Genomic DNA, 25,395 nt, shown 5'->3' with positions numbered 1-25,395 from the left:
GAGACCGCATTCCGGAGACAAGTCCATGCGCACCTCGCGCTTTTCTGCAGTGTTCAACGCGCCCTTTCGCGCCTGCCGCTCGTTCGGTGCGGCGGTCGGTATTTCGCTGGTTCTGGCCGCCTGCGGTGGCGGTGGCGGTGGTGCCGGCGCCGGTTTCTTTCCGATCGCATCGCCCCCGCCGCCGTCCAATGGCAGCACGCCCGATACCGATCCGCCCGACAACCCGCCGCCGCCGCCCGTACATCCGGTGGTCGCCTGCGCGGATCTCGTCGGCAAGAGCCTGCCCGCCTCGCTCATCAGCCTGCCCACGCAGGGCGCCACCGTGACCAGCGCCACGCCGGTGGCCGCAAGCGATGCCGGCAACCGGCTCGGCGACTACTGCCGCGTGCGCGGTTCCATCCAGCCGATGGACCCTGCTTCGCAGGCCATCAACTTCGCGGTCAACCTGCCCGAAAAGTGGAACCGCAAGACCATTCACTTCGGCGGCGGCGGCTTCGACGGCGTGCTGATCGACGGCACCGAGGTCATCCGCTTCGGCCCCGCCGGCAAGCCCGCGCCGCTTGCGCTGGGGTATGCAACCTACGGCGACGATTCGGGCCACCAGTCGAGCAGCATCACCGACGGGCGCTTTGCCGCCAACGACGAGCAGCTTGCCAACTACGGCGGCAATTCGCTCAAGAAAACGCGCGATGTGGCGCAGGCGCTGGTGCTCGCGCGCTATGGCGTCAAGCCCGCCTACGCCTACTTTCTCGGCACCTCCACCGGTGGTCGCGATGCGCTCAGCTACATCCAGCGCTGGCCGCAGGACTACGACGGCGTGATTGCCAACGAGCCCGCGCTCAACTACACCGGCACGCGGCTGTCGAACGTGGCGGTGGGCCGCGCGCTCTACAGCAACGGCGGCGCCGGCTGGATGAACGTGGCCAAGACGCTGCTGGTGCAGAAGGCCGCAATGCAGGCCTGCGACAAGCTCGACGGCGCGGCAGACAACATCGTGAGCAACGTGGAAAGCTGCCGGCTGCTGAACACGCAAGTCCTCGCGTCGCTGCGCTGCAGCGGCGGCACGGACGCCGGCGACACCTGCCTTTCGGACGCGCAGCTTGCCACCGTGCGCACCATCGAATCGCCGCTCGAGTTCAGCACCTACTCGCTGGCCAACGGCGTAAAGCGCGCGGGCGGCTACAACATCCTCGAGGGCACGCTGGTGGCGGGCCCCTACACCACGCGCGACCTGGGCACGCGCAAGGTGCCTGGCAACCCCGCCACTTCGGCCGACGCCAACATGTACGTCACGGGCGACCAGTGGGTGAAGTACTTCGTCACGCGCATCGACAGCTTCGATTCGCTCGGCTTCGATCCGCTGGACCCCGGCGCTTACGCCGCTCGCGTGAGCGAGGTGTCGGCGCTGACCGATGCCACCAACCCCAACCTCGCGCCCTTCTTCGCGCGCGGCGGCCGGGTCATCATGCTGCACGGCCTGGCCGACGAAGTGATCAGCCCCAACTCGACCATCGACTACTACAAGCAGCTCATCGCCACGGTGGGCCAGGCGGCGGTGGACGAACACGTGCGCTTCTATACCGTGCCCGGCATGGGCCATGGCACGGGCAGCTTCATTCCCAACTGGGACTCGCTCGCGGCGCTCGAGGGCTGGGTGGAGGCAGGCCTGGCACCTGCCACCGGCGTGGCGGTCGATGCGGTGGCCGGCACTTATGGCCGCACGCGTCCGCTGTGCCAGTTTCCGGCATGGCCCAAGTACCGCGGCAGCGGCAGCCTCGACGCGGCGGTCAACTACAGCTGCGTGACCGAGGTCGGCGATCCGCTGGCCTGCCCCAACCTGCCGGCCGCCCCCGCCAGCTACAAGGGCGGCAACAGCTTCGGCGAAGAACTGCGCGTCGACATCGATCCCGCGACCCTGGCCTACACCGTGACCATCGATGCCAGCGTGCAGCGCGCGGCCGGCACGCAGCGCAGCGGCTCGCTGGTGGCGCAAGGCGGTTGCAGCTATGCAAGCGGCGAGAGCGCGGCGGTCTTCAGCTTTGCCCCCGGCGGCGTGCTGCTGGGCGGAGTGAATGCGCCGAGCGGCGGCGGCTTTGCACCGCTGGTCGCGTTCCAGAACACCTTCGAAAACACGGCGGCACCGGCGGTGTTCAACCCGGTGGCCAACATCTTCAACGCGGTGGGCGTTCAGCAGGGCACCGGCGCCGCTGTGGCGCATGCGTCATCGGTGCGGCTGCGCAATGCGGGCACCTTCCAGTATTGCCGCGATGCCGTGACGGGTGGGTTCATGACCTACGACGCCACATGCACGCAAACGGAAAAGGGCTACATCACCTACAACACCGCGCGCGGTGCCTTCGACCTGCGCACCACCTCGCCCACCGGCGGCGCCGTGACCACCGGCGGCACGCTCACGGGGTCGATGGTGATCGGGCTCGTGAACGGCGCCGCGGTGCCGCTGCACTTGGTGCGCGAGTCGGCCGCCAACGTCGGCCTGCGCATGTTCGGCCTGCAGCAGACGCTGACGCCCGGCACGGCGGACGGCAGCTACGCCATGGCCGCCGTGACGGGCCAGAACCGCGAAGCCACCGTGGCGGGCAGCAGCTTCAACCTGGGCGGCACCTCTGCATCCCTCAGCTACGACACACCGGTGCTCGGCGCGGTGCAGGCCGATGCGGGCCGGCCGGGCAATTTCATCTTCAACAGCGGCGTCCTCGGATTCGTTTCCACGGCAGGAACGAACGCGGCGCTGGAACTCGGAGTACGACATTGAAAAAACAACTTTCCACGCTGGCCGCTTTCGCGCTGCTGGGCACCGCGTTGCCGCTCTCCGCGCAAGCGGCCTCGCCCGCATCCAAACAGGCACCTGCATCAACGCCCTGCCCCGCACCCGTGCCCGAGGCCGCGCGCTGCTACACAGGCGAAGACGGCAGCGGTTCTTTCTACTGGATCGCCATTCCGAAGGACTGGAACCGCGGCGTGCTCGTGATGCATGCCCACGGCGGCCCGGAGACCGGGCCGCCCAAACTCGAGCGCAGCCAGGAAGACCTGAAGCGCTGGGCGATCACCGTGAAAGCCGGCTACGCGTGGGCCGGCTCCACCTACCGCCGTGGCGGCTACGGCGTGACGATGGCGGCCGAAGACACCGAGCGGCTGCGCCAGATCTTCGTGCGCCACTTCGGCCAGCCGCAACGCACCCTGCTGCACGGCCAGAGCTACGGCGCAGGCGTGGCGGCAAAGGCGGCCGAACTCTATGCGCCTGTCGGCGATGCAAAGTCGCCCTACGACGGCCTTCTGCTCACCAGCGGCGTGCTCGGCGGCGGCAACAGCGCCTATGACTTCCGGCTCGACCTGCGCGTGGTGTACCAGTACGTGTGCCGCAACCATCCGCGTGCCGATGAGCCGCAATACCCGCTGTGGATGGGCCTGCCCGCCGATTCGAAACTCACGCGCGCCGAACTGGCCGCGCGCGTCAAGGAATGCACCGGGGTCGGCATGCCCGCCGCGCAGCGCACGCCCGAGCAGGCCGCCCGGCTCAAGACCATTCTCTCGGTCGTGAAGATCCAGGAGCGCTCGCTGCCCGGCCACCTGAACTGGGCCACCTGGCTGTTTCAGGACCTGGTTCAAAAGCGCCTGGGCGGCCGCAATCCGTTCGGCAACATCGGCGTCGTCTACCAAGGCTCGGCCGACGATGCGGCACTCAATGCGGGCGTGCTGCGCTATGCCGCCGATCCGCAGGCCAAGGGCGCCCTGGCGGCCGACAGCCAGCCGACCGGCCGCACCGCGCTGCCCACGCTGGGGCTGCATGCCATCGACGACCCGACGGCTTTCGTCGAGCTCGAGAACGCCTACCGCCGCATCCGCGACGCCGCCGGCACCGGCGGCCAGCTGGTGCAGAGCTTCAGCGCAGAGCGCGAGCACAGCTACCTGAGCGATTCGGAATACCCCGCGCTCTTTACCGCCCTGCTCGACTGGATCGACAAGGGCGAAAAGCCCACGCCGCAAAGCCTTGCGCAACGCTGCGCATCGCTGGCGCCGCGCTACGACACCGACGGCAAGAACGGCTGCCACATCAAGCCCGACTGGCAGCCGCCCGCGCTCGAGAGCCGCGTGCCGGTGCGAGCCCCCTGAATTTTCATTTTTACTTGACGGAGACTTCCATGAAAAAACTGTTCGCCTTTGCGGCACTGGCCTTGGCCATGGGCGCGCATGCGCAAGACTTTCCCGCGGGAAAGCCGGTGACCATCGTCGTGCCCTTTGCGGCCGGCGGCCCCACCGACCGCGTGGCGCGCGACCTGGCCGAAGCGCTGCGCAAGCCCCTGGGCGGTGTGAGCGTAATCATCGACAACGTGCCCGGTGCCGGCAGCTCCATCGGCGCGGCCAAGGTGGCGCGCGCCAGGCCCGACGGCTACACCCTGCTGCTGAACCACATTGCAATGGCCACCGTGCCGACGCTGGTGCGCAACCTGCCGTTCAAGGTCGAGAGCGATTTCGAGTACCTGGGCATCGTCAACGACGTGCCGATGACGCTCATCTCCAAGCCCTCCATCGAGGCCGCCAACTACAAGGAACTGACCGCCTGGATCGGGGCCAACAAGGGCAAGATCAACATCGGCAACGCGGGCGTGGGCTCGGCATCGCACCTGTGCGGCCTGCTCTACCAGAGCGCCACCAAGACCGACATGACGCCCGTTCCCTACAAGGGCACCGCACCGGCCATCACCGACCTGATCGGCGGGCAGATCGATCTCCTGTGCGACCAGACCACCAACACCTCGCCGCAGATCGAGGCGAAGAAGGTCAAGGCCTACGCCGTCACCACGCCCAAGCGGCTGACAACGCCGCTGCTGAAAGACCTGCCCACGCTGGACGAGTCGGGCCTGAAAAACTTCCAGGTCACCATCTGGCACGGCCTGTATGCCCCCAAGGGCACGCCGGCACCGGTGCTGAAGAAGCTCAACGAGGCCATGAAGGCCGCATTGCGCGACGCGGACTTCATCAAGCGCGAAGAAGCGCTTGGCGCGGTGGTGGCCACCGACGGGCGCATCGAACCCGAAGGCCACAGGAAGTTCGTGGCGGATGAAATCGCCAAGTGGACGCCGATCATCAAGGCGGCGGGCGTGTACGCGGACTAGGCCCGCGCCTCCAGCGGCGATTCGCGCATGTCGAAACAACGGCTCCTTCGTTTGCCCTTGCAGCCGGCGATGACTACGATGTTTCCACCACTACCAGGAGCAGAGACATGTCGAATCACGTTTACAAGTCGCTGGAGCTCACCGGCTCGTCCCCGGTGAGCATCGAGGAAGCGGTGCAGACCGCCATCACCAAGGCGCACCAGACGGTGCGCAACATCCAGTGGTTCACCGTGACCGAAACGCGCGGCCACGTGGTGGACGGCAAGATCGCGCACTGGCAGGTCACGCTGAAGATCGGCTTCACGCTGGAGTAGCGAGGCGGTCCATGCAACCAAGAGTCACCGTCATCACGCTGGGCGTCGAAGACCTGGAAAGAGCCGTGGCGTTCTATCGCGACGGGCTGGGGCTTTCCACTGCCGGCATCATCGGCAAGGAGTTCGAGAACGGCGCCGTCGCCTTTTTCGACCTGCAGCACGGACTCAAGCTCGCCCTGTGGCCGCGCTCGAGCATTGCGGCCGATACCGGCCTTCCGCTGCGGGCGGGCGGGCCGCTCGAATTCACCCTCGGGCACAACGTGCTGTCCAAGGCCGAAGTCGATGCTGTGATGCAGCAAGCCGCAAAGGCCGGCGCCACCGTGGTGAAAGCGGCGGCCGACACTTTCTATGGCGGCTACGCCGGCTATTTCACCGACCCCGACGGCCACCTGTGGGAGGCCGTCTACAACCCGCAATTGCTGCCCGAAGCGGGAACAGCCTAGGCCCTAGGGCGCTCGCGCCTTCAGTCTCCGGGCATGTGCGGTGGACGCAGCTCCACCGCCTTCTCCGACTTCTTGCGCAGCCTGATGTTGAGCATCTCCACCACCAGCGAGAAGGCCATTGCGAAGTACACGTAGCCCTTGGGCACGTGGTGCCCGAAACCTTCGGCGACGAGCACCACGCCCACCACCACCAGGAAGGACAGCGCCAGCATCTTGATGGTGGGGTGGTTCGATACGAAGCGGCCGATGGGGCTGGCGAACAGCATCATGAGCAGCACCGACACGATCACCGCGGCGATCATCACCCGCACGTCGTCCACCATGCCCACCGCGGTAATGATGGAGTCCAGCGAGAACACCAGGTCGATGATCATGATCTGCAGGATGACCGCCGCAAAGGTGGCCTTCACCGCGCTGGACTTCTGCTCGTGCCCGCCTTCCAGCGATTGGTGAACCTCGCTCGTGCTCTTCCAGATCAGGAACAGCCCGCCCAGGATCAGGATCAGGTCGCGCCCTGAAATGCCCTTGCCCAGCACCGAAAACAGCGGATTGACCAGGCCAACGATCCAGGCAAGCACCAGCAGCAGCCCGATGCGCATGAACATGGCCATGAACAGCCCCACCCGCCTTGCGAACTCACGCCTTTCGGGCGGCAGTTTGTCGACCAGGATGGAGATGAAGATGATGTTGTCGATGCCCAGCACCAGCTCGAGCGCAGTCAAGGTGGCAAAGGCAATCCAGACCTGGGGATCCGTCAGGAGTTCAAGCATCGGGGTTCTTTCGCCGCGGCAACGCCGCCAAGAAGGTTGGGATGTCCTGAAGTCTGCCATGACCGGTTTCGCCTCAAGGGTTTGCCCTATTTTTTAGTTATGGATCAAAACTATATTGATTACGTGAAATAACTTTATTGATGAGCCGGGCCACCCCGGCCGAAAGGAGACAGCGATGGTTCAATCCGTGTTCTCTTCGTACCGCCCGGCATGGGCGGCTCTTGCCGTGGCATCCCTGCTGGCGGCGTGCGGCGGAGGTGGTGGCGGGGGCGGCGGGGGTGGCTTCCCGTTCGTTCCGCCGGCGCCCTCCCCCGGCGGCGGCTCCGCACCTTCGGAAGCGCGCCCGGGCACGCTGCAGTCGTGCACCGATCTCGCCGCCAAGGCGGCGTTCGGCAGCACCGTCTACACCAGCGTGAGCTCCGTGGCCGCCGGCGCGCTCGCCGTGGCCGGCGCGAGCACGCCCGCGCCCGAGCACTGCCTTGTGCAGGGCCAGATGAACCAGCGCACCAGCAGCGTCGACGGCAAGACCTACGCCATCGGCTTCGAGATGCGCCTGCCCGTCAACTGGAACGGCCGGTTCTTCTACCAGGCCAATGGCGGCCTCGACGGCAACGTGGCGCGGGCCACGGGCAGCGTGGGCGGCGGTGCGCCCACCACCACCGCGCTGCACATGGGGTTCGCGGTCATCAGTTCCGACGCGGGGCACTCGGGCGCGCAGATACCCACCTTCGGCATCGATCCGCAGGCGCGGTTGGACTACGGCTACAACGCCGTTGCGCAGCTCACGCCCATGGCCAGGAACCTCATTGCCAAGGCCTATGGCCGCGAGCCCGACCGCTCCTACTTCGGCGGCTGCTCGAACGGCGGCCGCCACGCGATGGTGGCCGCGGCAAGGTTCGCCGGCCAGTACGACGGCATCCTGGCCGGCAACCCCGGCTTCAACCTGCCGAAGGCCGCGGTGGCCCAGCTTTACGGCGTGCAGCAATACGCCCGGGTTACCACCGCCAACACACCGGCCGGCAAGCCGGACCTGCAGACCGCCTTCACGCCCGCGGAAATGAGCACGGTGGCCGACGCGGTGCTTGCGCGCTGCGACGCACTCGACGGCGCGGCCGACGGCATCGTTGTGGATGTACAGGCGTGCAAGCAGGCCTTCGACCTTGCCAGCGACGTGCCCACCTGCAGCGGCGCGCGCACCGGCAGCTGCCTCACGGCCACGCAGAAGAACGTGCTCGGCAACATCTTTGCCGGCGCGCGAAACAGCGCGGGCACCGCTCTCTACAGCAGCTTTCCGTTCGACGCCGGCATCAAGGGGGCCGACTGGCGCCAGTGGGAGTTCTCCAATTCGCAGAACCTCGACACCGCCGCGGTCGGCTTCGTGTTCAGCACGCCGCCGCTCGCGCCAAGCCGACCCTTCGGGATCGATTTCGCGCTCGGGTTCAGCATGGACGCCGATGCGCCGACCATCTTTGCAAGCAATGCGGTCTACACCGAATCGGCAATGTCGTTCATGACCCCGCCCGACCCCGCCAACCTGTCGGCGCTTCGCGATCGCGGCAGCAAGCTCATGGTCTATCACGGCACCAGCGATGCGGTGTTCTCGTCGGACGACACCACCCGCTGGTACGAGCAGCTGCGCACGGCCAACGGCGGCGACGCATCGGGCTTTGCGCGCTTCTTTCCCGTGCCAGGCATGAATCATTGCGGCGGCGGCCCTGCCACCGACCAGTTCGACATGCTGACGCCGCTGGTGGCGTGGGTCGAACAAGGCAGGGCTCCGGCCTCTGTGATTGCCAGGGCCCGTGGAGCCGGCGCCAACGTGGTCAACGCCGAGCTGCCCGCCGACTGGTCGCCCGCCCGCACCCGGCCGCTGTGCCCCTACCCAAGGATGGCGACCTACCTGGGAGGCCCTCTCGAATCCGCCTCCAGCTTCGTCTGCCGATAGAACCAGTTCGCGGTCGGAAGGCTGTGATCTTTGTTACTTAAAGTCTCAATTTACAATTTAAACGTAAACTTGAGTACTAAATGTCTAACAAAAATGTAGACTTTTGCTTACACTTCGCTCGGTCCTCGACCGAAGTCTAGTAACAAAGTCTACATTCATGAAAAAACTCCTTCTGATCGCCGCCATCGCTTCCAGCATGGCCCCCTTCGCCGCTCAGGCGGAATCGACCTTCGTGACGAACACCGGCACCCAGAGCGCCAGTGCAAGACTCGACTTCAGGGTCGTCGTCCCCAAGGTGCTTTTCCTGCAGGTCGGTACCGGCACCAACTTCACCAACAACACGACGGTAAACCGGGTCGAGTTCAACGTGCCCGCGGGCGCCATCGGCAACGGTACCGCTGTGGCGGGCACCGGCGGCGACCTGGCCAGCGGCGCTGTCACGGTTCGCGTGCTGGGCAACAGCGGCACGGTCAGCCTGACCAATGCCACCACCGGCCCCCTCAGCAGCGGCGTTGCCGGCGACCCGACCGTGCCGTGGAGCGACATCGTCGTGACCCCGGGCGCGCTCGCGACGGGCACCGCCGGCTTCTCCAATGCAGCCATTGCCCACCCGCCTTTCAACGTTGCAGCCGCAGGCGGCACTTCGGCAACTGCCACCACGCTGACCGCCTCGGCCGGCCTTGTGCGCCGCGAAGGCAGCTGGACGTTCGCATACGCCAATACGGCCACCCTGCCGGCCGGTACCTACGGCGACACGATCGGAAACAACGGCCGCGTGACCTACACCGCGACCGCTCCCTGACCACCGGCCCACGCTCCTGGAACACGCGGCTTTCGACACACGGTGACCGAGGGCGGTCCTGTTCTGCCCTGGCCGTCCGAAAAGAAGCCGCATGAACATCGCGTTGTCACCACCCTCCAGCCTTCGGCGCGCCGCACTCGCGCTCGCCGTGCTGGGCGGCGCCTGGCTGCCCGCGGCGCACGGCTTCACGGCGGCCATCGACGCCGGAGACCGTGCGCTCTTCCTCCAGGTGGGCGCCGGCACGATGACCAACGGGAACTTCAACAACCGCGGCCGGCCGGGCAACAACACGACGGTCAACCTGGTGTCGGTCACGGTTCCGGCGGCCCAGCTGGGCTCGGGCACGGCCCTGCCCATGGCCACCGACAGCACCGTCGCCATTAGCCCATGGGACGGCTTTACTTTCTGCAACTCGCCGGCGACCACCGGGCAGGTGTACGTGGGCGGCTTCTACCGTGTGCCGGGCAACAACAACGCCGGTGCCGCATCGTTCACGGTCACCACGCCGGCCAACCTGACGAGCACGGCGGGCGACACGATTCCCTTCAGCACGATTGCGTGGATCTCTTCGGGCAACGGCGACAACGCGACGACCATTCCGAGCACCGGCTTCACCGGCGGCGCCCAGAGCCTGATGTCGGTGAACCGCAATACCTGGTTCGAAAGCTGCCTCACCTTCCGCTACCTGAACACGCAGCTGGTTCCCGCCGGTACCTTCAACGGCACGGCGACCTACACGCTCACCGCGCCGTGAAAGCCCGACTTCCGCTCGCCTTCCTGGCTGGTCTTCTGGCCCTGGCCGCAGTGCCGACCGCCGACGCCGCAACCTACAGGATCGACGACACGGGCACTTTCGTGAGCCAGCCGGTCACGCCGATGCGCTGGCGCCAGCTGGCGCCCGGCCGCTCGGGCGACCACACGATGGAAGGCCGCATGTCCGTGGCGCTGCGGCTCAACCTGTCGGCCTGGGTCAACCGGCCCGCGCGCATCTACCTTGCGCTGGCACCGACCGACGGCGAGCAACTGATGGCCACGTGGCGCACGCAAGGCCGGCTGCTTCCGGGCACCGTGCGCGGCGGTGGCCGCACGCTGGTGTTCGAAGGCGTGGTGCGCGAGTCTTTCCTGCAGGAAAGCATCGTGATCGACCTCACCCTGGACGGCCGGAAGCTGGAGCGCGCGCAAACCCTGCAATTCTTTTTCGAGATCGAGGTATCGCCGTGACGCGACGTGCCGCACTTCTGCTTGCCGCCGGCCTTGCCGCCCTCACCATGGGTACAGCGGCGCAGGCGCAGTTTTCACTTGCCGTCTCGCCGCCGCGCTTCGAGCTGTCTGCCCAACCGGGCGAACGGGTACGCGACGTGATCGAGCTCACGCACCGCGACACGCAGCCAGGCGCCTACAAGCTCAAGACCTCCGACTGGACCTTTCGCCCCGACGCCTCGGTCGACTTCAGCGACGAGCTGCTGCCGGGCAGTTGCCGGCCGTGGGTCGCCATCGAACGCCGCGAACTCAGCATCACGCCCGGACGGCCCTACCGCTTCCGCTTCGAAGTGACCCCGCCGGCCGGCACGCCGCCCACCGAGTGCCGCTTCGCCGTGATGATCGAAGGCCAGCAGCCCGCGGCCGCGCCGGGTGTTCCGGTGGCGCTGGGCGCGCGCATCGGGGTCATCGTGTACGTTGCCGTGGGCGATGTGGCGCCGGTGCTGGAGCTGGCGGGCACCTCGGTACAAACGGTCGACGGACGCGCCACGCCCGTGCTCAAGATCCGCAACACCGGCACGGCCCATGGCCGCCTGGCGGGCTTTCTCTCCGGCACCGATGCCGGCGGCACCGAACTGGAGCTGCAGGCCAGCACCACGCCCATCATGGCGGGTGAGACGCGCGAGATCGCGCTGCTGGCCAACAAGCCCGGCGAAAGCGAAACGGCCGTCGCGGTGCGCTTTCCGATCACCGTTCGCGGCAAGCTCGAGTGGGGCAAGAGCGGCTCGATGCCGATCAACCAGCGCTTCGCTCCATGAAGCGCCTGCTGCGTTACAGCGCGCTCGGTTTGTGCGGCGCGAGCCAGGCCCTGGCCGGCACCGCCGCATGGGCGCAGTCGCAGGCTGCCGGCTATGTCGACCGCGTGCTGGACGACAGCCCGCAGGCCGCGCCGGCGGAAGACCCCGAGCCCCGCGGCGACAGCGGCTGGCCGCGCGGCTGGACCATCGAGGGGCAGTCGACCCAGCAAAGCGGTGCCGTGCGCTCGCGCAACCATTCGCTGCTGTTCTCCGGCTACCTCGACACGCCGAACCACGGCACCTTTTCCGCCAACCTCAATTTCAACCGCGACTCGGCGCCGGTGAGCGGCATCGGCGTGTACGGCACCACCGGCACGCCCACCACGCAGGTGCCCTACACCTACCGCAGCGGCAGCACCTGGCGCATCGACCAGCGCGCCATGCCGTTCAACGGCGGCTGGTTCGGCAACAACAGCATCGGCAACATCAACATGGCGAGCACGCCGCTGGCACGCGGTGTCGGCCGCGTCTACCTGCCGAGCTTGCCCATCGAAGGAGTGGCACTCAGCATCGAGCAGCCGGGCCGCACAACCTTCAATGCATCGGCCGGGCGGCTGGGCTATTTCGACGGCATTTCATTCCAGGGCTTCTCGGCCGGGCGAGGCACCGCGGCCGGCGCGGGCGCGCAGACGCAGCTCGGCGGCGCCGAAGGCCCCTACGCACTGGGCCGCACCGATGCGGCCGTTCAGCTGATTGAAACGCGCAACTTCAACGCCAACGGCGTGGCCGGCTTCGCACAGAACACCCGTTCGGTATGGAGCGCCGTCTCCTGGCAGGGCCAGGCTCCGTGGGCGGACACGGTGGGCGGCAGCTACGGCGGCATCGGCGAACGGGTCGGCGGCCTGCGCGTTCAAGCCAACCTGGCGCACAGCACGGGCCAGCCCACCGATGCCTTGTCGCGCGCCCCGCGCGATTCGGCCAGCGGCGGCTGGGTAGACGCAGCATGGCGCACGAGCCTGTTGCAGCAGAACGCGTCGGTGTTCTATTTCCAGCCCTCGCTGCGCTGGGGCGGCGACTCGCTGCCGAGCAACCTGCGCGGCGCTTCATGGCGCGGCGATGTCTCCACACGCCAATGGCAGTTGGGCGGCAACGTGGAGGCGAGCGACAGCATCAGCGGACCCGGGCGCCGCTCGCTGTACGGCAGCCTGTTCGGGCGTTTTCGCTTCGATTCGCGCGATGCGATTTCCGGCAACGTGGCCGCCCGCACCGGCAGCTTTGCCGCGCGTTCGGCCCAGCTCACCTGGGAGCATCAGTCCGGCTGGGGCTACACGCAGTGGCGAACGGACGTCGCGCACGGCACCGACCTGCGCGTGCTGCGCACGGGGGTCGATCACGCCTGGCGCGTGGGCGAAACGCAAACGCTCTCGACCTCGCTGGCGCTGGAGCAATCCCGCCAGGCCGGTGTCGATGCACGCTCGGCGCACTGGGGGGTGCTGGGCACCACGCCGCTGGCCGCGGGCGCCCGGCTCGACCTCAGCCTGCGCGGCAGCAACGGCATCGGCGGCAACGCAAACCGCTTCCTGAGCGCCAATGCGCGCCTGAGCTGGCCGCTGGGCCAGGGCTGGTCTTTCATCGCCCAGTACGCCGCGGCGCGCGGGCAGGAGTCGCTCAACCCGGCGGTGGTGTCGGCGCTGACCACGGCCATGCAGCAAGCCGTGCTGGTGCTTCCGTCCAGCCGCTCGTTCATGGTGGCGCTGCGCTACGAGAGCCGCGCGGGCCTGGCCAGCGCGCCCATCGGCGGGGCTCCCGGCATGGGCGCGGGCCGGCTCGAAGGCTATGTTTTCTTCGACCAGAACGACAACGGGCTGCGCGAGGCAAGCGAGGGCGGCGTTCCCGGCGTTACCGTGATGCTCGACCGCGGTTATGTCACGCGCACCGATGCGCAGGGCTTCTACAGCTTTCCCTCCGTGGGGGCGGGCAGCCACGAAATCGAACTGGTCCAGGACAACCTGCCCCTGCCCTGGAGCAGCGCCGGCTCGCCCTCGCGGCGGGTGAACGTCTACGTGCGCGACGCCGCCGTGGCCGACTTCCCCATCCAGAAAGAACGCTGAGCCGACGAAAGGCGATTGCGTCCGCACGCGTTGCGGTATTTACTTGCTTCACAGGCCTCAACTTTCACAAAGGCCTGCCGATATAAGAAGGTCGGGCATCGCTGCGATGCCTCCAGCCCAGTGTTTTTTGGGGGGAAAGCCTTATGTCCGGAAGCATGTTCTCTACGGGGGTGTGCATGAAGAGCGCCCTGTCGGCGCTGCTCCTTCTGCCGCCCGCGTGCGTGGCGGAGGCCACGTTGGGAGTCGACAGCGCCACGGGCCAGCTGAGCTTCAGGGTGGTGGTGCCTCCGGTGATCCGGGTGCTGCAGGTCACACCCGTGAAGGACGGGCACGAATACCGCATCTGGACCAACACCAAGTCCGCCTACATCAACGGCCGCGAATACCGGTTTTCCAGGGTGGGCGAGCACACGCTGAAAGTGCCGCTTTCACCGAAGGGGCTGTACCTCGTGCACGGCCTTTGACGCTATAGCGCCGCCGGCTTGATGCGCCCCGCCATGCCGGCGGTACCGAAGGCCTGGAACCGGTCGATGCACAGGTCGCGCGCGGCCGCAGTCGCTTCTTTAAGAAACTTGCGCGGATCGAACTCGCTGCGGTCGCTTCCCATGGCACGGCGCATGGCGCCCGTCATGGCCAGGCGGATGTCGGTGTCGATGTTGACCTTGCGCACGCCGTGGCGGATGCCTTCCTGTATTTCTTCCACCGGCACGCCGTAGGTTTCCTTGATCTCGCCGCCGTATTCGCGGATCACGGCCAGCCATTCCTGCGGCACCGACGAAGAGCCGTGCATCACCAGGTGCGTCTTCGGAATGCGCGCGTGAATGTCCTTGATGCGGTCGATTGCAAGAATGTCGCCCGTCGGCTTGCGGCTGAACTTGTAGGCGCCGTGCGAGGTGCCGATGGCAATGGCCAATGCATCCACGCCGGTGCGCGAGACGAAGTCGGCCGCCTGCTGCGGATCGGTCAGCAGCTGGTCGTGCGAGAGCACGCCTTCGGCGCCGCTGCCGTCTTCCTCGCCCGCCATGCCCGACTCGAGCGACCCCAGGCAGCCCAGTTCGCCCTCCACCGAGACGCCGACCGCATGCGCCATTTCGACGACGCGGCGAGTCACGCCCACGTTGTAGTCGTAGCTTGCCGGGGTCTTGGCGTCTTCCATCAGCGAGCCGTCCATCATCACGCTGGTAAAGCCCGAGCGAATGGCCTGCATGCACATCGAGGGGCTGGCGCCATGGTCCTGGTGCATCACGATCGGGATCTCCGGGTACATCTCCACCGCCGCCTCGACCATCTTGCGCAGGAAGGGCTCGCCGGCGTATTTGCGCGCGCCGGCGGAGGCCTGCAGGATGACCGGGCTGTCGGTCTTTTTTGCGGCCTGCATGATGGCCTGGATCTGCTCCAGGTTGTTGACGTTGAATGCCGGCACGCCGTACTGGTGCTCGGCCGCGTGGTCGAGCAACTGACGCAGCGAAATCATGGCCATGGAAAGCTCCTGTGGATGGGGGGAATGCAAATGAATGAGGTCAGCGGCCGCCGTCCTGCAGGGCCTCGGCGGCCAGCAGGCGGCGCGCACGCTCGGCCACCACCTCCGCGGTCAGGCCGAAGAGCTTGAACAGTTCGCCGGCCGGAGCCGATTCGCCGAAGCGGTCGAGCCCGACCACGTCGCCGTATTCGCCGACGAACTTCCACCACAGGCCGGTGCTGCCGGCCTCCACCGCCAAGCGCGGCAGGTGACGCGGAATAACCGCATGGCGCCACGCGGCGTCCTGGCGCTCGAACACGTCCATGCACGGCACTGAGACCACGCGGGCCTCGATGCCCTCCTTTGCCAGCAGCGCCGCGGCAGCCAGCGCAACGCCAACCTCGGAGCCGCTTGCCAGCAGAGCCACGCATTCCGATTGCGGCCGCCGCAGCACGTAGGCGCCGCGCGCAATCGATTCGATGCGTGCGCCGTCTTCACCCGCATGCGGCAGCGCCTGCCGCGTGAGCAGCAGGCAGCTCGGCCCGTCCATGCGGCGCAGCGCCTCGCGCCAGGCCACCGCGGTTTCGGTCGCATCGGCAGGCCGCCACACATCGACATCGGGAATCAGCCGCAGGCTCGATGCATGCTCCACCGGCTGGTGCGTCGGCCCGTCCTCGCCGAGGCCGATGGAGTCGTGCGTGAAAACATAGATGACCGGCAGCTTCATCAACGCCGACATTCGCACGCCGTTGCGCGCGTAGTCGGAAAAGGTCAAAAAAGTGCCGCCGAACGGACGAAAGCCGCCGTGCAGCGCAAGCCCGTTCATGATGGCCGCCATGCCGAACTCGCGCACGCCGTAGTGCACATGGTTGCCTGTGCCCGTGCCCTTGAGCGCGCGGTGGTCCTTCCAGTCGGTGAGGTTCGATCCGGTCAGGTCGGCCGAACCGCCGATCAGCTCGGGCATGGCGGGGCCGACCTCGTCGAGCACCTGCTGCGAGGCCTTGCGCGTGGCGACCGATGCCTTGCGCTGCTCCGCGCCGGCCGCGGCCGAAGCCAATGCGTCTTCGACCTGCGCGGTGAGCGGCACATCGGTGCGGTGACGACGCAGCAACTCGCGCGCAAGCACCGGGTGCTCATGCGCATAGGCTGCAAAGCGCTCTTGCCACGCCTGGTGCAATGCGGCGCCCTTCTCGCGCGCCGACCAGGCCTGCGCAACCGCATGCGGTACCTCGAAGGGCGCGGCGCTCCAGCCGAGCGCTTCTCGCGTCAGCGCAATTTCGGCGTCGCCCAGTGCTTCGCCGTGTGCCTTGGCCGTGCCGGCGCGGTTCGGCGAGCCCTGGCCGATGCGCGTCTTGCAGCACACCAGCACCGGCCGGTCCGCCGCGGTGGCCGCCGCAATGGCGGCATCGAGCGCCGCGGCATCGTGGCCGTCGACATTGCGCAGCACCGTCCAGCCATAGGCTTCGAAGCGGCCCGGCGTGTCGTCGCTGAACCAGCCGCCGACCTCGCCGTCGATTGAGATGCCGTTGTCGTCGTAAAAAGCCATCAGCTTGTTGAGCCGCCATGTGCCCGCAAGCGAGCACGCTTCGTGGCTGATGCCTTCCATCAAACAGCCGTCACCCAGAAACACATAGGTGCGGTGGTCGATCACCTCATGCCCGGGCCGGTTGAATTCTTCGGCCAGCAGCTTCTCGGCCAAGGCCATGCCCACCGCGTTGCTGATGCCCTGCCCCAGCGGCCCCGTGGTGGTTTCCACGCCGGGCGTAAGGCCGAACTCCGGGTGCCCCGGCGTGCGCGAATGCAATTGCCGAAAGCGCCGCAACTCGTCCATGGGCAGCGCATAGCCGCTCAGGTGAAGCAGCGCATAGAGCAGCATCGAGCCGTGGCCGTTGGAAACGACGAAGCGGTCGCGGTTCATCCAGCGCGGGTCCGCCGGGTCGTGCCGCAGCCGGTGGCGCCACAGGGCCTCCGCGATGTCGGCCATGCCCATCGGCATGCCCGGGTGGCCCGAATTGGCGGCTTGCACGGCATCCATGGCCAGCGCGCGAATGGCGTTGGCGCATTGCGTGCGCAAGGCAAGGTTTTCAATCGTCATGCCGAAGATCCTGTTGATGGTTTTGTGCGGTGTGCAGGGAGTGCGCGGCGCGTCAGATCGCATAGGCCTTCTTGCGGCGCTCCATCAGGCGCAGGATCATCGGCGTGAAGATCAGCTGCATGGCCAGTTCCATCTTTCCGCCCGGCACCACCAGCGTGTTGGCGCGCGACATGAACGAGTCGTGCAGCATGCTCAGCAAGTATGGAAAGTCGAAGCCGATCGGGTTGGCGAAGCGGATCACCACCAGGCTTTCGTCCGGGCTTGGAATGGTGCGCGCAATGAACGGGTCGGAGGTGTCGACCACCGGCACGCGCTGAAAGTTGATGTGCGTGCGCGTGAACTGCGGGCAGATGTAGTGCACATACTCGTTCATGCGCCTGAGGATCACGTCGGTCACGGCCTCGGTCGAATAGCCGCGCGTGTTCTTGTCGCGGTGCAGCTTCTGGATCCACTCCAGGTTGATGACCGGCACCACGCCGATCAGCAGGTCCACATGGCGCGCAATGTCGACCTTTTCCGTCGTCACACCGCCGTGCAGGCCCTCGTAGAACAGCAGCTCGCTGGCGGGCAGCGTTTCCCACTCGGTGAAGGTGCCGGGCTCCTGCTTGAAGGGCGCGGCTTCCTGTGCGTCGTGCAGGTACTTGCGGCTGCGGCCGGCGCCGCATTCGCCGTAGTCGCGAAACAGCGCCTCCAGTTCGGCGAACAGGTTCGCGTCCTCGCCAAAGTGGCTGAAGTTGCGGTTGCCCGCGGCCTCGGCTTCGGCCATGGCCACCTTCATCGAATTGCGGTCGTAGCGGTGAAAGCTGTCGCCTTCCACAATGGCCGCCTTGACGCTCTCGCGCCGAAAGATGTTCTCGAAGGTTCGCGTGACGGAAGTGGTGCCCGCGCCGGACGAACCGGTAATCGCAACGATGGGATGTTTGGCTGACATGGTGGCCTTGGAGAGATAAAAAAGCTGTGGTGCAACCGCTTTGCAATCGGTTCGCAATCGCTCAGGCAGCGGTCGCAAAAAGTCCGCGCTTGCCGAAGAGCGGCGCCTGGTAGGTGTCCTGCGGGTCTTCGCTGTGGTAGGCCTCCACGCGCGCCACCTCTTCCGACGAGCCGAAGACGAAGCCGATGCGCTGGTGAATCGACTCCGGCTCCACCGCCATCAGCCGCCGCCGTCCGGTGCTGGCCATGCCGCCGGCCTGCTCGATCAAGAATGAAATCGGGTTGGCCTCGTACAGCAGCCGCAAACGCCCGTCGCGGCCCGACTCCTTGCTGTCGCGCGGGTACATGAAGACCCCGCCGCGCATCAGGATGCGATGCGTCTCGGCCACCAGCGAGGCGATCCAACGCATGTTGAAGTCGATGCCGCGCGGCCCCTCCTTGCCGGCCAGGCATTCGTCGACATAGCGCTTCACCGCCGGCTCCCAGAAGCGGCTGTTCGAGGCATTGATTGCGAACTCGCTCGTCTGCCGCGGAATACTCAGGTTCGGGTGGCTCAGCACCCATTCGCCTAGTTGCGGGTCGAGCGTGAACGCATGCGTGCCGTTGCCCAGCGTGAGCACCAGCATGGTCGAAGGGCCGTAGATCGCATAGCCGGCGCCCACCTGTTCCGTGCCCGGCTGCAGAAAGTCTTCGGGCTTTGCATCGGCGTCGAGCGTCGGCGCGCGCAGTATCGAGAAGATGCTGCCCACCGCCACGTTCACATCGATGTTCGACGAGCCATCGAGCGGATCGAACAGCAGCAGGTACTTGCCGCGCGGGTACTGCTGCGGCGGCAGGTAAGGCTCTTCCATCTCTTCCGACACCATGCCCGCCACGTGGCCGCCCCACTCGTTGGCGCGCAGGAACATGTCGTTGCTCAGCACGTCGAGCGTCTTCTGCTCTTCGCCCTGCACGTTCTGCGTGCTGGCGCTGCCCAGCACATCGCCCAGCGCGCCGAGCGCCACCTTGCGCGAGATTGCCTTGCAGGCCAGCGAAACGTCGGTGATGAGCGCGTTGAGCGCGCCCGTGGCACCGGGGTGGCGGCGGCGCTCCTCGATGATGTACTGGGTCAGCGTGGCCTTGCCTGCAATGGGCATGATCGTCTCCTGTTGGATTTTCAAACTCTGGTCGTTGCCGTCGTCGTCGTTTCTTCATCGCGGCGCACGGGGTGCGACTTGCGCACCGTCAGCAGCAACTGCTGCGGCGTGGCAACGCGCCAGGCCGGCGCCGCGCCGGCCGCTGCCGCATGGCCGCCATAGCCCCATGCCACCAGCGCCGCCGGACAGCCGGCCGCATGCGCCGCCAGCAGGTCGGCCGGACCGTCGCCCACCATCAGCAGCCGCGCGGGTTCCACACCCAACTGGCGCGCCGCGGCCTGCAACAGGAAAGGCGCGGGCTTGCGCTGCGCCGCGGCGTCGGCGCCGTAGACCCCCGCCATCGCCGGCAGCAGACCCGCTGCATCCAGCACGGCGCGTGCCAGCGGCGTCGGCTTGTTGGTCACCACCACCATCGGCAGCGCGCGGCGCAGCCCGGCAACCAGTTCCGCAATGCCTTCGAACACGCCGCCGAACTGCAATGGCGCCGCCAGCGTCACGGCATCGAACGCGGCGCGCAGCCGCAAGCGCAGTGCCTCGTCGCCCGGCACGCCTTGCCGGCGCAGCGCCTGCAGGATGAGCGCATCGGGGCCGTCGCCGATCCACGCGCGCACGGTGTCCAGGTCGAAGCGGGCCAGCCCTTCCTGTTGAAGCGCGGCATTCAGCGCCTCGCGAATGTCGGGCGCACTGTCGACCAGGGTGCCGTCCAGGTCGAAGGCGATGGCATCGATGCCGCGCAGGTCTTTCGTCATGCGGGACACCCTTCCACGGCATGCCGCCCCTGCAGCGCGTGGGTGCGGATTGCGTCGATAGCTTCGCGGTAGCGGCCGCCGCTGAAAACCGCGGAGCCCGCCACCAGCGTGTCGGCACCCGCCGCGCCAATGCGTGCCGCGTTGTCGGGCTTCACGCCGCCATCCACCTCCAGCCAGATGTCGCGCCCGCTCGCATCGATGCGACGGCGCACCGCTTCGATCTTCGGCAGCACGCTCTCGATGAAGCTCTGCCCGCCGAAGCCGGGGTTGACCGACATCAGCAGCACCAGGTCGAGCTGGTCCAGCACATGGTCGAGCACCTGCAGCGGCGTCGCGGGGTTGAGCACCAGTCCGGCCTTGCAGCCGCTGGCCGTGATGAGCCGGACCGTGCGGTCGATGTGTTCGCTGGCCTCGGGGTGGAACGAGATGATCGAGGCGCCCGCCTCCGCGAACATCGGGATCAGCGCATCGACCGGCTTGACCATCAGGTGCACGTCGATCGGCACCGTTGCGTAGGGCTTGATGGCCTCGCACACCAGCGGTCCGATTGTCAGATTCGGTACATAGTGGTTGTCCATGACGTCGAAATGGATCAGGTCGGCGCCGGCCTGGATCACTGCCGACACCTCTTCGCCAAGCCGCGCGAAGTTGGCGGACAGCAGGCTGGGCGCGATGCGCATCGGCTGGCCGGACCGCGGCGGAGCGGTTTTCGGGTTCTGCATGTCAACACCCCTCCCGGTAGAGCGCCTGCACCGCATTGAGCTGCGGCGCCGTGGAGGCCATTGCCAGCAGTTCGTCGATTCCCAGCCATGGCGCACGCTGGAGCTGGCCGCCAGGTTCGCCGGGCAGCGGATCGGTGGTGTCTCCCAGCCCGGGCAGCACCAGCCCCGCGCCGCGGAAGTCGCTGCCTTCGGTCCAGAAGGTGGGCGTGACCAGCGTCCAGAGGCCGGCCCCAAGGGCGGAGCGCAAGCCGTTGGGCGAGTCTTCGATGGCGATGGCGCGCTCGGGCGGCACGCCCAGCGTTTCGAGCGCCAGAAGGTAGATGTCGGAAGCCGGCTTCTTTGCGCGCACCTGGTCGCCGCATGCAATCACGTCGAACATCGTGAGGCCGCGCGGGCCCAGCGTGGCCTGCAGCAGCGCGTCGATGTTGACGGCGGTGGTGGTGCTGGCAATGGCCAGGCGCAGGCCGGCGTTCTGGGCCTCTTCAAGAAAGCGCAGCACGCCGGGGCGCAGCGCAATGCCGCCGCGGCGCGCAATGTCGGTGTAGTGCTGCGTCTTGGCGGCATGAATCTCGGGCACGCGTTCGTGCAGGCGCTTTTTCTCGGCTGTGCCCAGGGGCAGCGAATCGATATAGGCGTTCATGCGCTCCTTGCCGCCCGTCACCGACAGCAGCGCCCGGTACTCGGCCTGCTCCCAGTGCCAGTCGAGCCCCAGCTGCCCGAACGCCAGGTTGAAGGCCATGCGATGCACTTCCTCGGTGTCGGCCAGGGTGCCATCCACGTCGAATACAAGGGCTTCGATGCTCATTTGCTTGCTCCTTCTGCCGGCGTTGGATTTGCCGCCGGGTTGAAGACGCGGCTGGCGAGGATGTCCTGCGCCTCGAGCGTGCAAAGCTGCTCGCGCGTCAGAGCCTCTTCGCTGCCGAAGAGCCGCGTGGCGTGGCGCAGCCGGATGCGGTCGAGCGCATTGCGGATCGATCGCGCATTGGCAAAGTGCGGCTGGCTGCGCCTGAGGCTCACATAGCGCCCAAAGGTGGAGACCGCGCCGTCGTCGAAGCTGTAGTTCAGCCGCCCGAGCATGAGCTGCGCAATCTGCATGAGCTCGGCCTCGCTGTAGTCCGGAAAATCGATGTGGTGCGCAATGCGCGAAGCCATGCCCGGGTTGCTGCTGAAGAAGGTCTCCATGCGGTCCTTGTAGCCCGCAAGAATCACCACCAGGTCGTCGCGCTGGTTCTCCATCACCTGCAGCAATATCTCGATCGACTCCTGCCCGTAGTCGCGCTCGTTCTCGGGCCGGTACAGGTAGTAGGCCTCGTCGATGAACAGCACGCCGCCCATGGCCTTCTTGATCACTTCCTTGGTCTTGGGCGCCGTGTGGCCGATGAACTGGCCCACCAGGTCGTCGCGCGTCACCGCCACCAGGTGGCCCTTGCGCACGTAGCCCAGCTGCTTGAGCACCTCGGCCATGCGCATGGCCACCGTGGTCTTGCCGGTGCCCGGGTTGCCGGTAAAAGACATGTGCAATGAAGGCGGCTGCGACTGCAGCCCCTGCTCCTGGCGCAGCTTGTCGATCAACAGCAGCGCCGCAATGTCGCGGATTCGGCCCTTCACCGGCGCCAGGCCGACCAGCTCGGCATCGAGCTGGTCGAGCAGCGCCTTCACGCCCGAAGACTCGAAGAGCTGCTTCGGCGCGGTGGCAACGGCCGGGGCGGTGGGAGTTTCGGTGGCGTCCATGCGTGCCTCTGGCAATGCGTGTGCGTTGCGTGTTCCGCTCAGTACCGGCTGCCTTCGGGCCGCGCCTGCGCCGCATAGCTTTCGATGCTGTAGCGGATGGTGCGGCCCGGCTCTTCGGTGCGAATGAGGCGAAAGCCCGGCTCGTTGGAAGGCCGGTTGACGATGAACGACATCACGACCGACTCGGTGCCGTGCGTCGAATCGAACGCCGTCACGCGGATGTACTGCTGCGGAAAAGTCTTGCGGCAGGCCGCAAGCTCGAGCATGACGCCGGCGGCATCCTTGATGTCGAACATCGGGTTGCCGAACATCTCCCAGAAGGTGTTGCGCGGGTGCGGGTCGTCGGTGTATTCGAGGCCGATGGCCCAGCCCTTGTCCAGGCAATACTCGACCTGGCGGCTGATCTGCTCGTTGCTCAGGTCGGGCAAGAAGGAAAAAGTGCCTTGTGTGATTCGCATGTCGGTTGCTCCAGGAAAAAGTTGAACGGGCGGCCTCAGGCCATCGACGGCGTGGGCACGTAGTCCGACGTGTCGGTGGAGGCGTAGTTGAAGGAGATCTCGCCCCAGGTGTCGAGCGCGGCCGCCAGCGGCGTGCACCACTTGGCCGCGTCGCGCAATATTTGCGGGCCCTCGTTGGCAATGTCGCGCCCTTCGTTGCGCGCCAGCACCATGGCTTCGAGCGCCACCCGGTTGGCCGTGGCCCCGGCCTGGATGCCCTGCGGATGCCCGATGGTTCCGCCGCCGAACTGCAGCACCACGTCGTCGCCGAACAGGTCGAGCAGCTGGTGCATCTGGCCCGCGTGAATGCCGCCCGATGCCACCGGCATCACCTTGCGCAGCGCGCCCCAGTCCTGGTCGAAGTAGATGCCGCGCGGCAGGTCGACCTTGGTGTGCGTGTCGCGGCACACGTTGTAGTAGCCCTGCACCGTCATCGGGTCGCCCTCGAGCTTGCCCACGGCCGTGCCCGCGTGGATGTGGTCCACGCCCGCAAGGCGCATCCACTTGGCGATGACACGGAAGCTCACGCCGTGGTTCTTCTGGCGCGTGTAGGTGCCATGGCCCGCGCGGTGCAGGTGCAGGATCATGTCGTTCTGCCTGCACCAGTGGCTCATCGACTGGATGGCCGTGTAGCCGACCACCAGGTCGATCATCACGATCACCGAGCCGAGCTCCTTGGCGAACTGCGCGCGGCGGTACATCTCTTCCATGGTGCCGGCGGTGACGTTCAGGTAGCTGCCTTTCACCTCGCCGGTGGCGGCGCTGGCCTTGTTGACCGCATCCATCACGAAGAGAAAGCGGTCGCGCCAGTGCATGAACGGCTGCGAGTTGATGTTCTCGTCGTCCTTCATGAAGTCGAGCCCACCGCGGAGGCCCTCATACACCACGCGGCCGTAGTTGCGGCCCGAGAGGCCCAGCTTGGGCTTGGTGGTGGCGCCCAGCAATGGCCGGCCGAACTTGTCGAGCCGTTCGCGCTCGACCACGATGCCCGTCGGCGGGCCGGAAAAGGTCTTGACGTAGGCCACCGGAAACTTCATGTCCTCCAGCCGCGCCGCCTTCAGCGGCTTGAAGCTGAAGACGTTGCCGATGATGGAGGCGGTCACGTTGGTGATGGAGCCCTCTTCGAACAGCGAGAGGTCGTAGGCCACGTAGCAGAAATACTGGCCCGGGTTGTTGGGCACCGGCTCCACCTTGTAGGCCTTGGCACGGTACATGTCGCAGGCGGTGAGCCGGTCGGTCCACACCACCGTCCAGGTTGCGGTCGACGATTCGCCGGCCACGGCCGCAGCGGCTTCGATGGCGTCCACGCCGTCTTGCGGGGTGATGCGAAAGAGCGCGAGGATGTCGGTGTCCTTGGGCACGTAGTCGCCGTCCCAGTAGCCCATTTGCGCGTACTTCAGCACACCGGCCGAATAGCGCTTCTTGGCGTCGGTGATCTGGATTGCTTCGTTCATGTTGCCCATGGAGTGCCTCTCGAAAAGAAGGGTTTGGTGCTGTCGGTGAAGTGAATGTAGGCCGCATGAAAGATTACGAAAAATTAAATCTTTTGACATTCACATTTGCGAAACCTAATATCGCTGCATGCCTCTTTCCAAGCACGCGAGCTTTCGCCAGCTCGCCACCTTTCACGCGGTGGCGCGGCTCGGCAGCGTTTCACTGGCTGCAGACGAAATGCACCTGACGCAACCGGCGGTGTCGATCCAGATCGGCACGCTCGAGGAATCGGCCGGCACGCCACTGTTGCAGCGCACGGGCCGCGGCATCCGGCTCACCGAGGCCGGCGAACTGCTGGCGGGCTATGCGGGGCGCATCCTCGACCTGTGGCGCGAGGCCGGCGACGAAATGGCCATGCTGCAGGGCGTGTTCTCGGGCACGCTGCGCGTGGGCGCCATCACCACGGCCGAATACCTGCTGCCGCCCATATTGGTGAACTTCGCCAAGGAGCATCCGAAGGTGAAGGTGAAACTGCAGGTGGGCAACCGCGACGAGATCGTCCGCATGCTCGCAGGCCAGGAGATCGACATCGCCATCATGGGCCGCCCCCCTGCCGAGCTGAAGACAAACTCCAGCGCCTTCGCCAAGCACCCGATGGCCTTTCTCGCGGCGCCGAGCCATCCGCTCATGTCTGCGGCCAAGCCCACGCTTGCCATGCTCTCGGACACGCGCATGCTGGTGCGCGAGCGCGGCTCGGGCACGCGCACCACAGTCGAACGCTTCTTCAAGGACCAGGGGCTGCCGCTGCGCATCGGCTCCGAACTGTCGAGCAACGAAGCCATCAAGCAGATGTGCGCCGCGGGTTTCGGCATTGCCTTTCTGTCGATGCACACCTGCGTGCTCGAGATGAACGCAGGGCTGCTGGGCGTGCTGCCCGTGCCCGGCAACCCCGTGGTGCGCGACTGGTACGTGATGCACCTTGCGTCGCGGCAACTGCCGCAGGTGGCGCTGGCGTTCGAGGAATACCTGCGCATGCATGGCCAGGCGCAGATCCAGCATCAGCTGGGCTCGCTGCCTGCGGCGCGCGCCCCGGCAAAGAAGCGCAGCGCACGGCGCGCCGCCTGA

Annotated in this window: 24 protein-coding genes; 13 read left to right on the top strand and 11 right to left on the bottom strand. The window is 66.8% G+C overall.

Annotated elements, in window-relative coordinates:
- The first annotated feature begins 25 nt into the window (after nucleotides 1–25).
- From V9L21_RS08160 to V9L21_RS08140, 5 genes are all read left to right on the top strand, one after another.
- Nucleotides 26–2,773, top strand: coding sequence for a tannase/feruloyl esterase family alpha/beta hydrolase (locus V9L21_RS08160; protein WP_337310781.1), 2,748 nt, complete (start codon nucleotides 26–28; stop codon nucleotides 2,771–2,773).
- The gene (locus V9L21_RS08155) at nucleotides 2,770–4,131 is read left to right on the top strand and encodes a hypothetical protein (protein ID WP_337310779.1); all 1,362 of its coding nucleotides are present in this window, start codon (nucleotides 2,770–2,772) and stop codon (nucleotides 4,129–4,131) included. The genes V9L21_RS08160 and V9L21_RS08155 overlap by 4 nt, the downstream gene beginning before the upstream one ends.
- Before the next feature lie 29 nt (nucleotides 4,132–4,160).
- On the top strand, nucleotides 4,161–5,135 hold the full coding sequence (locus V9L21_RS08150; RefSeq protein WP_337310777.1) for a tripartite tricarboxylate transporter substrate-binding protein: 975 nt from the start codon (nucleotides 4,161–4,163) through the stop codon (nucleotides 5,133–5,135).
- A 107-nt stretch (nucleotides 5,136–5,242) separates the two neighbouring features.
- Nucleotides 5,243–5,449 (top strand): dodecin, encoded by a 207-nt coding sequence (locus V9L21_RS08145; protein ID WP_258505777.1) that lies wholly within the window; start codon nucleotides 5,243–5,245, stop codon nucleotides 5,447–5,449.
- 11 nt (nucleotides 5,450–5,460) lie between these two features.
- Nucleotides 5,461–5,892, top strand: a complete 432-nt coding sequence (locus V9L21_RS08140; RefSeq protein ID WP_337310775.1) for a VOC family protein — start codon at nucleotides 5,461–5,463, stop codon at nucleotides 5,890–5,892.
- 20 nt (nucleotides 5,893–5,912) lie between these two features.
- Here the strand turns inward: V9L21_RS08140 and V9L21_RS08135 are convergent, their stop codons facing one another.
- Nucleotides 5,913–6,662: a TerC family protein gene (locus V9L21_RS08135; protein ID WP_337310773.1), complete on the bottom strand. Its 750-nt coding sequence runs from the start codon at nucleotides 6,660–6,662 to the stop codon at nucleotides 5,913–5,915.
- A gap of 175 nt (nucleotides 6,663–6,837) precedes the next feature.
- On the opposite strand from V9L21_RS08135, the gene V9L21_RS08130 reads away from it, so the two are divergent.
- The 7 genes from V9L21_RS08130 (at nucleotide 6,838) to V9L21_RS08100 (ending at nucleotide 13,981) form a co-directional block, all read left to right on the top strand.
- A complete protein-coding gene (locus V9L21_RS08130) occupies nucleotides 6,838–8,607 on the top strand; it encodes a tannase/feruloyl esterase family alpha/beta hydrolase (RefSeq protein WP_337310771.1) in 1,770 nt (589 codons plus the stop codon).
- Between the two features lie 157 nt (nucleotides 8,608–8,764).
- On the top strand, nucleotides 8,765–9,409 hold the full coding sequence (locus V9L21_RS08125; protein ID WP_337310769.1) for a hypothetical protein: 645 nt from the start codon (nucleotides 8,765–8,767) through the stop codon (nucleotides 9,407–9,409).
- A gap of 91 nt (nucleotides 9,410–9,500) precedes the next feature.
- Nucleotides 9,501–10,163 (top strand): hypothetical protein, encoded by a 663-nt coding sequence (locus V9L21_RS08120; RefSeq protein WP_337310767.1) that lies wholly within the window; start codon nucleotides 9,501–9,503, stop codon nucleotides 10,161–10,163.
- Complete coding sequence (locus V9L21_RS08115) at nucleotides 10,160–10,630, top strand: hypothetical protein (RefSeq protein ID WP_337310766.1); 471 nt, start codon at nucleotides 10,160–10,162, stop codon at nucleotides 10,628–10,630. Before V9L21_RS08120 ends, V9L21_RS08115 begins: the two co-directional genes overlap by 4 nt.
- A complete protein-coding gene (locus tag V9L21_RS08110; protein ID WP_337310764.1) occupies nucleotides 10,627–11,427 on the top strand; it encodes a COG1470 family protein in 801 nt (266 codons plus the stop codon). The genes V9L21_RS08115 and V9L21_RS08110 overlap by 4 nt, the downstream gene beginning before the upstream one ends.
- The gene (locus V9L21_RS08105) at nucleotides 11,424–13,517 is read left to right on the top strand and encodes an SdrD B-like domain-containing protein (protein WP_337310762.1); all 2,094 of its coding nucleotides are present in this window, start codon (nucleotides 11,424–11,426) and stop codon (nucleotides 13,515–13,517) included. Before V9L21_RS08110 ends, V9L21_RS08105 begins: the two co-directional genes overlap by 4 nt.
- Nucleotides 13,518–13,693: 176 nt before the next feature.
- Nucleotides 13,694–13,981, top strand: a complete 288-nt coding sequence (locus V9L21_RS08100; RefSeq protein ID WP_337310760.1) for a hypothetical protein — start codon at nucleotides 13,694–13,696, stop codon at nucleotides 13,979–13,981.
- A 2-nt stretch (nucleotides 13,982–13,983) separates the two neighbouring features.
- Here V9L21_RS08100 and fba read toward each other — a convergent pair whose 3' ends face one another.
- From fba to V9L21_RS08050, 10 genes are all read right to left on the bottom strand, one after another.
- A complete protein-coding gene (gene fba, locus V9L21_RS08095; RefSeq protein WP_337310758.1) occupies nucleotides 13,984–14,997 on the bottom strand; it encodes a class II fructose-bisphosphate aldolase in 1,014 nt (337 codons plus the stop codon).
- A gap of 40 nt (nucleotides 14,998–15,037) precedes the next feature.
- Nucleotides 15,038–17,071, bottom strand: coding sequence for a transketolase (gene tkt, locus V9L21_RS08090; RefSeq protein ID WP_337310756.1), 2,034 nt, complete (start codon nucleotides 17,069–17,071; stop codon nucleotides 15,038–15,040).
- Between the two features lie 52 nt (nucleotides 17,072–17,123).
- Complete coding sequence (locus V9L21_RS08085; RefSeq protein WP_157613466.1) at nucleotides 17,124–18,002, bottom strand: phosphoribulokinase; 879 nt, start codon at nucleotides 18,000–18,002, stop codon at nucleotides 17,124–17,126.
- 61 nt (nucleotides 18,003–18,063) lie between these two features.
- Nucleotides 18,064–19,137 carry a class 1 fructose-bisphosphatase gene (locus V9L21_RS08080; protein WP_157613465.1) on the bottom strand — a complete coding sequence of 358 codons (1,074 nt, stop codon included), beginning with the start codon at nucleotides 19,135–19,137 and terminating at the stop codon, nucleotides 18,064–18,066.
- Between the two features lie 20 nt (nucleotides 19,138–19,157).
- Entirely contained in the window at nucleotides 19,158–19,886 is a 729-nt protein-coding gene (locus V9L21_RS08075; protein ID WP_337310754.1) for an HAD-IA family hydrolase, read from the bottom strand.
- Complete coding sequence (rpe, locus tag V9L21_RS08070; protein WP_337310753.1) at nucleotides 19,883–20,608, bottom strand: ribulose-phosphate 3-epimerase; 726 nt, start codon at nucleotides 20,606–20,608, stop codon at nucleotides 19,883–19,885. The genes V9L21_RS08075 and rpe overlap by 4 nt, the downstream gene beginning before the upstream one ends.
- Before the next feature lies 1 nt (nucleotide 20,609).
- Entirely contained in the window at nucleotides 20,610–21,413 is an 804-nt protein-coding gene (locus tag V9L21_RS08065) for an HAD-IA family hydrolase (RefSeq protein ID WP_337310751.1), read from the bottom strand.
- Nucleotides 21,410–22,339, bottom strand: coding sequence for a CbbX protein (gene cbbX / locus V9L21_RS08060; protein WP_337310749.1), 930 nt, complete (start codon nucleotides 22,337–22,339; stop codon nucleotides 21,410–21,412). The genes V9L21_RS08065 and cbbX overlap by 4 nt, the downstream gene beginning before the upstream one ends.
- 38 nt (nucleotides 22,340–22,377) lie before the next feature.
- The gene (locus V9L21_RS08055; RefSeq protein WP_157613461.1) at nucleotides 22,378–22,797 is read right to left on the bottom strand and encodes a ribulose bisphosphate carboxylase small subunit; all 420 of its coding nucleotides are present in this window, start codon (nucleotides 22,795–22,797) and stop codon (nucleotides 22,378–22,380) included.
- 35 nt (nucleotides 22,798–22,832) lie between these two features.
- Complete coding sequence (locus V9L21_RS08050) at nucleotides 22,833–24,290, bottom strand: form I ribulose bisphosphate carboxylase large subunit (RefSeq protein ID WP_337310746.1); 1,458 nt, start codon at nucleotides 24,288–24,290, stop codon at nucleotides 22,833–22,835.
- A gap of 127 nt (nucleotides 24,291–24,417) precedes the next feature.
- Between V9L21_RS08050 and V9L21_RS08045 the strand changes: the two genes are divergently transcribed.
- Nucleotides 24,418–25,395 (top strand): LysR family transcriptional regulator, encoded by a 978-nt coding sequence (locus tag V9L21_RS08045; RefSeq protein WP_337310744.1) that lies wholly within the window; start codon nucleotides 24,418–24,420, stop codon nucleotides 25,393–25,395.

The sequence above is a fragment of the Variovorax sp. CCNWLW235 genome, assembly GCF_037204085.1.
Lineage (GTDB): Bacteria > Pseudomonadota > Gammaproteobacteria > Burkholderiales > Burkholderiaceae_C > Variovorax.
The sequence above is the reverse complement of the archived record's forward strand: the minus strand, read 5'-3'. Positions and strand labels throughout refer to the sequence as shown.

Excerpts from the sequence above, each read along its gene's own strand:
- V9L21_RS08085 (WP_157613466.1), bottom strand. The coding sequence starts at position 18,002 with ATGTCAGCCAAACATCCCATCGTTGCGATTACCGGTTCGTCCGGCGCG.
- V9L21_RS08075 (WP_337310754.1), bottom strand. The coding sequence starts at position 19,886 with ATGACGAAAGACCTGCGCGGCATCGATGCCATCGCCTTCGACCTGGAC.
- tkt (WP_337310756.1), bottom strand. The coding sequence starts at position 17,071 with ATGACGATTGAAAACCTTGCCTTGCGCACGCAATGCGCCAACGCCATT.
- V9L21_RS08105 (WP_337310762.1), top strand. The coding sequence starts at position 11,424 with ATGAAGCGCCTGCTGCGTTACAGCGCGCTCGGTTTGTGCGGCGCGAGC.
- V9L21_RS08160 (WP_337310781.1), top strand. The coding sequence starts at position 26 with ATGCGCACCTCGCGCTTTTCTGCAGTGTTCAACGCGCCCTTTCGCGCC.
- V9L21_RS08100 (WP_337310760.1), top strand. The coding sequence starts at position 13,694 with ATGAAGAGCGCCCTGTCGGCGCTGCTCCTTCTGCCGCCCGCGTGCGTG.
- rpe (WP_337310753.1), bottom strand. The coding sequence starts at position 20,608 with ATGCAGAACCCGAAAACCGCTCCGCCGCGGTCCGGCCAGCCGATGCGC.
- V9L21_RS08145 (WP_258505777.1), top strand. The coding sequence starts at position 5,243 with ATGTCGAATCACGTTTACAAGTCGCTGGAGCTCACCGGCTCGTCCCCG.
- cbbX (WP_337310749.1), bottom strand. The coding sequence starts at position 22,339 with ATGGACGCCACCGAAACTCCCACCGCCCCGGCCGTTGCCACCGCGCCG.
- V9L21_RS08125 (WP_337310769.1), top strand. The coding sequence starts at position 8,765 with ATGAAAAAACTCCTTCTGATCGCCGCCATCGCTTCCAGCATGGCCCCC.
- V9L21_RS08080 (WP_157613465.1), bottom strand. The coding sequence starts at position 19,137 with ATGCCCATTGCAGGCAAGGCCACGCTGACCCAGTACATCATCGAGGAG.
- V9L21_RS08050 (WP_337310746.1), bottom strand. The coding sequence starts at position 24,290 with ATGAACGAAGCAATCCAGATCACCGACGCCAAGAAGCGCTATTCGGCC.
- V9L21_RS08135 (WP_337310773.1), bottom strand. The coding sequence starts at position 6,662 with ATGCTTGAACTCCTGACGGATCCCCAGGTCTGGATTGCCTTTGCCACC.
- V9L21_RS08120 (WP_337310767.1), top strand. The coding sequence starts at position 9,501 with ATGAACATCGCGTTGTCACCACCCTCCAGCCTTCGGCGCGCCGCACTC.
- V9L21_RS08140 (WP_337310775.1), top strand. The coding sequence starts at position 5,461 with ATGCAACCAAGAGTCACCGTCATCACGCTGGGCGTCGAAGACCTGGAA.
- V9L21_RS08055 (WP_157613461.1), bottom strand. The coding sequence starts at position 22,797 with ATGCGAATCACACAAGGCACTTTTTCCTTCTTGCCCGACCTGAGCAAC.
- V9L21_RS08065 (WP_337310751.1), bottom strand. The coding sequence starts at position 21,413 with ATGAGCATCGAAGCCCTTGTATTCGACGTGGATGGCACCCTGGCCGAC.
- V9L21_RS08045 (WP_337310744.1), top strand. The coding sequence starts at position 24,418 with ATGCCTCTTTCCAAGCACGCGAGCTTTCGCCAGCTCGCCACCTTTCAC.
- fba (WP_337310758.1), bottom strand. The coding sequence starts at position 14,997 with ATGGCCATGATTTCGCTGCGTCAGTTGCTCGACCACGCGGCCGAGCAC.
- V9L21_RS08150 (WP_337310777.1), top strand. The coding sequence starts at position 4,161 with ATGAAAAAACTGTTCGCCTTTGCGGCACTGGCCTTGGCCATGGGCGCG.
- V9L21_RS08130 (WP_337310771.1), top strand. The coding sequence starts at position 6,838 with ATGGTTCAATCCGTGTTCTCTTCGTACCGCCCGGCATGGGCGGCTCTT.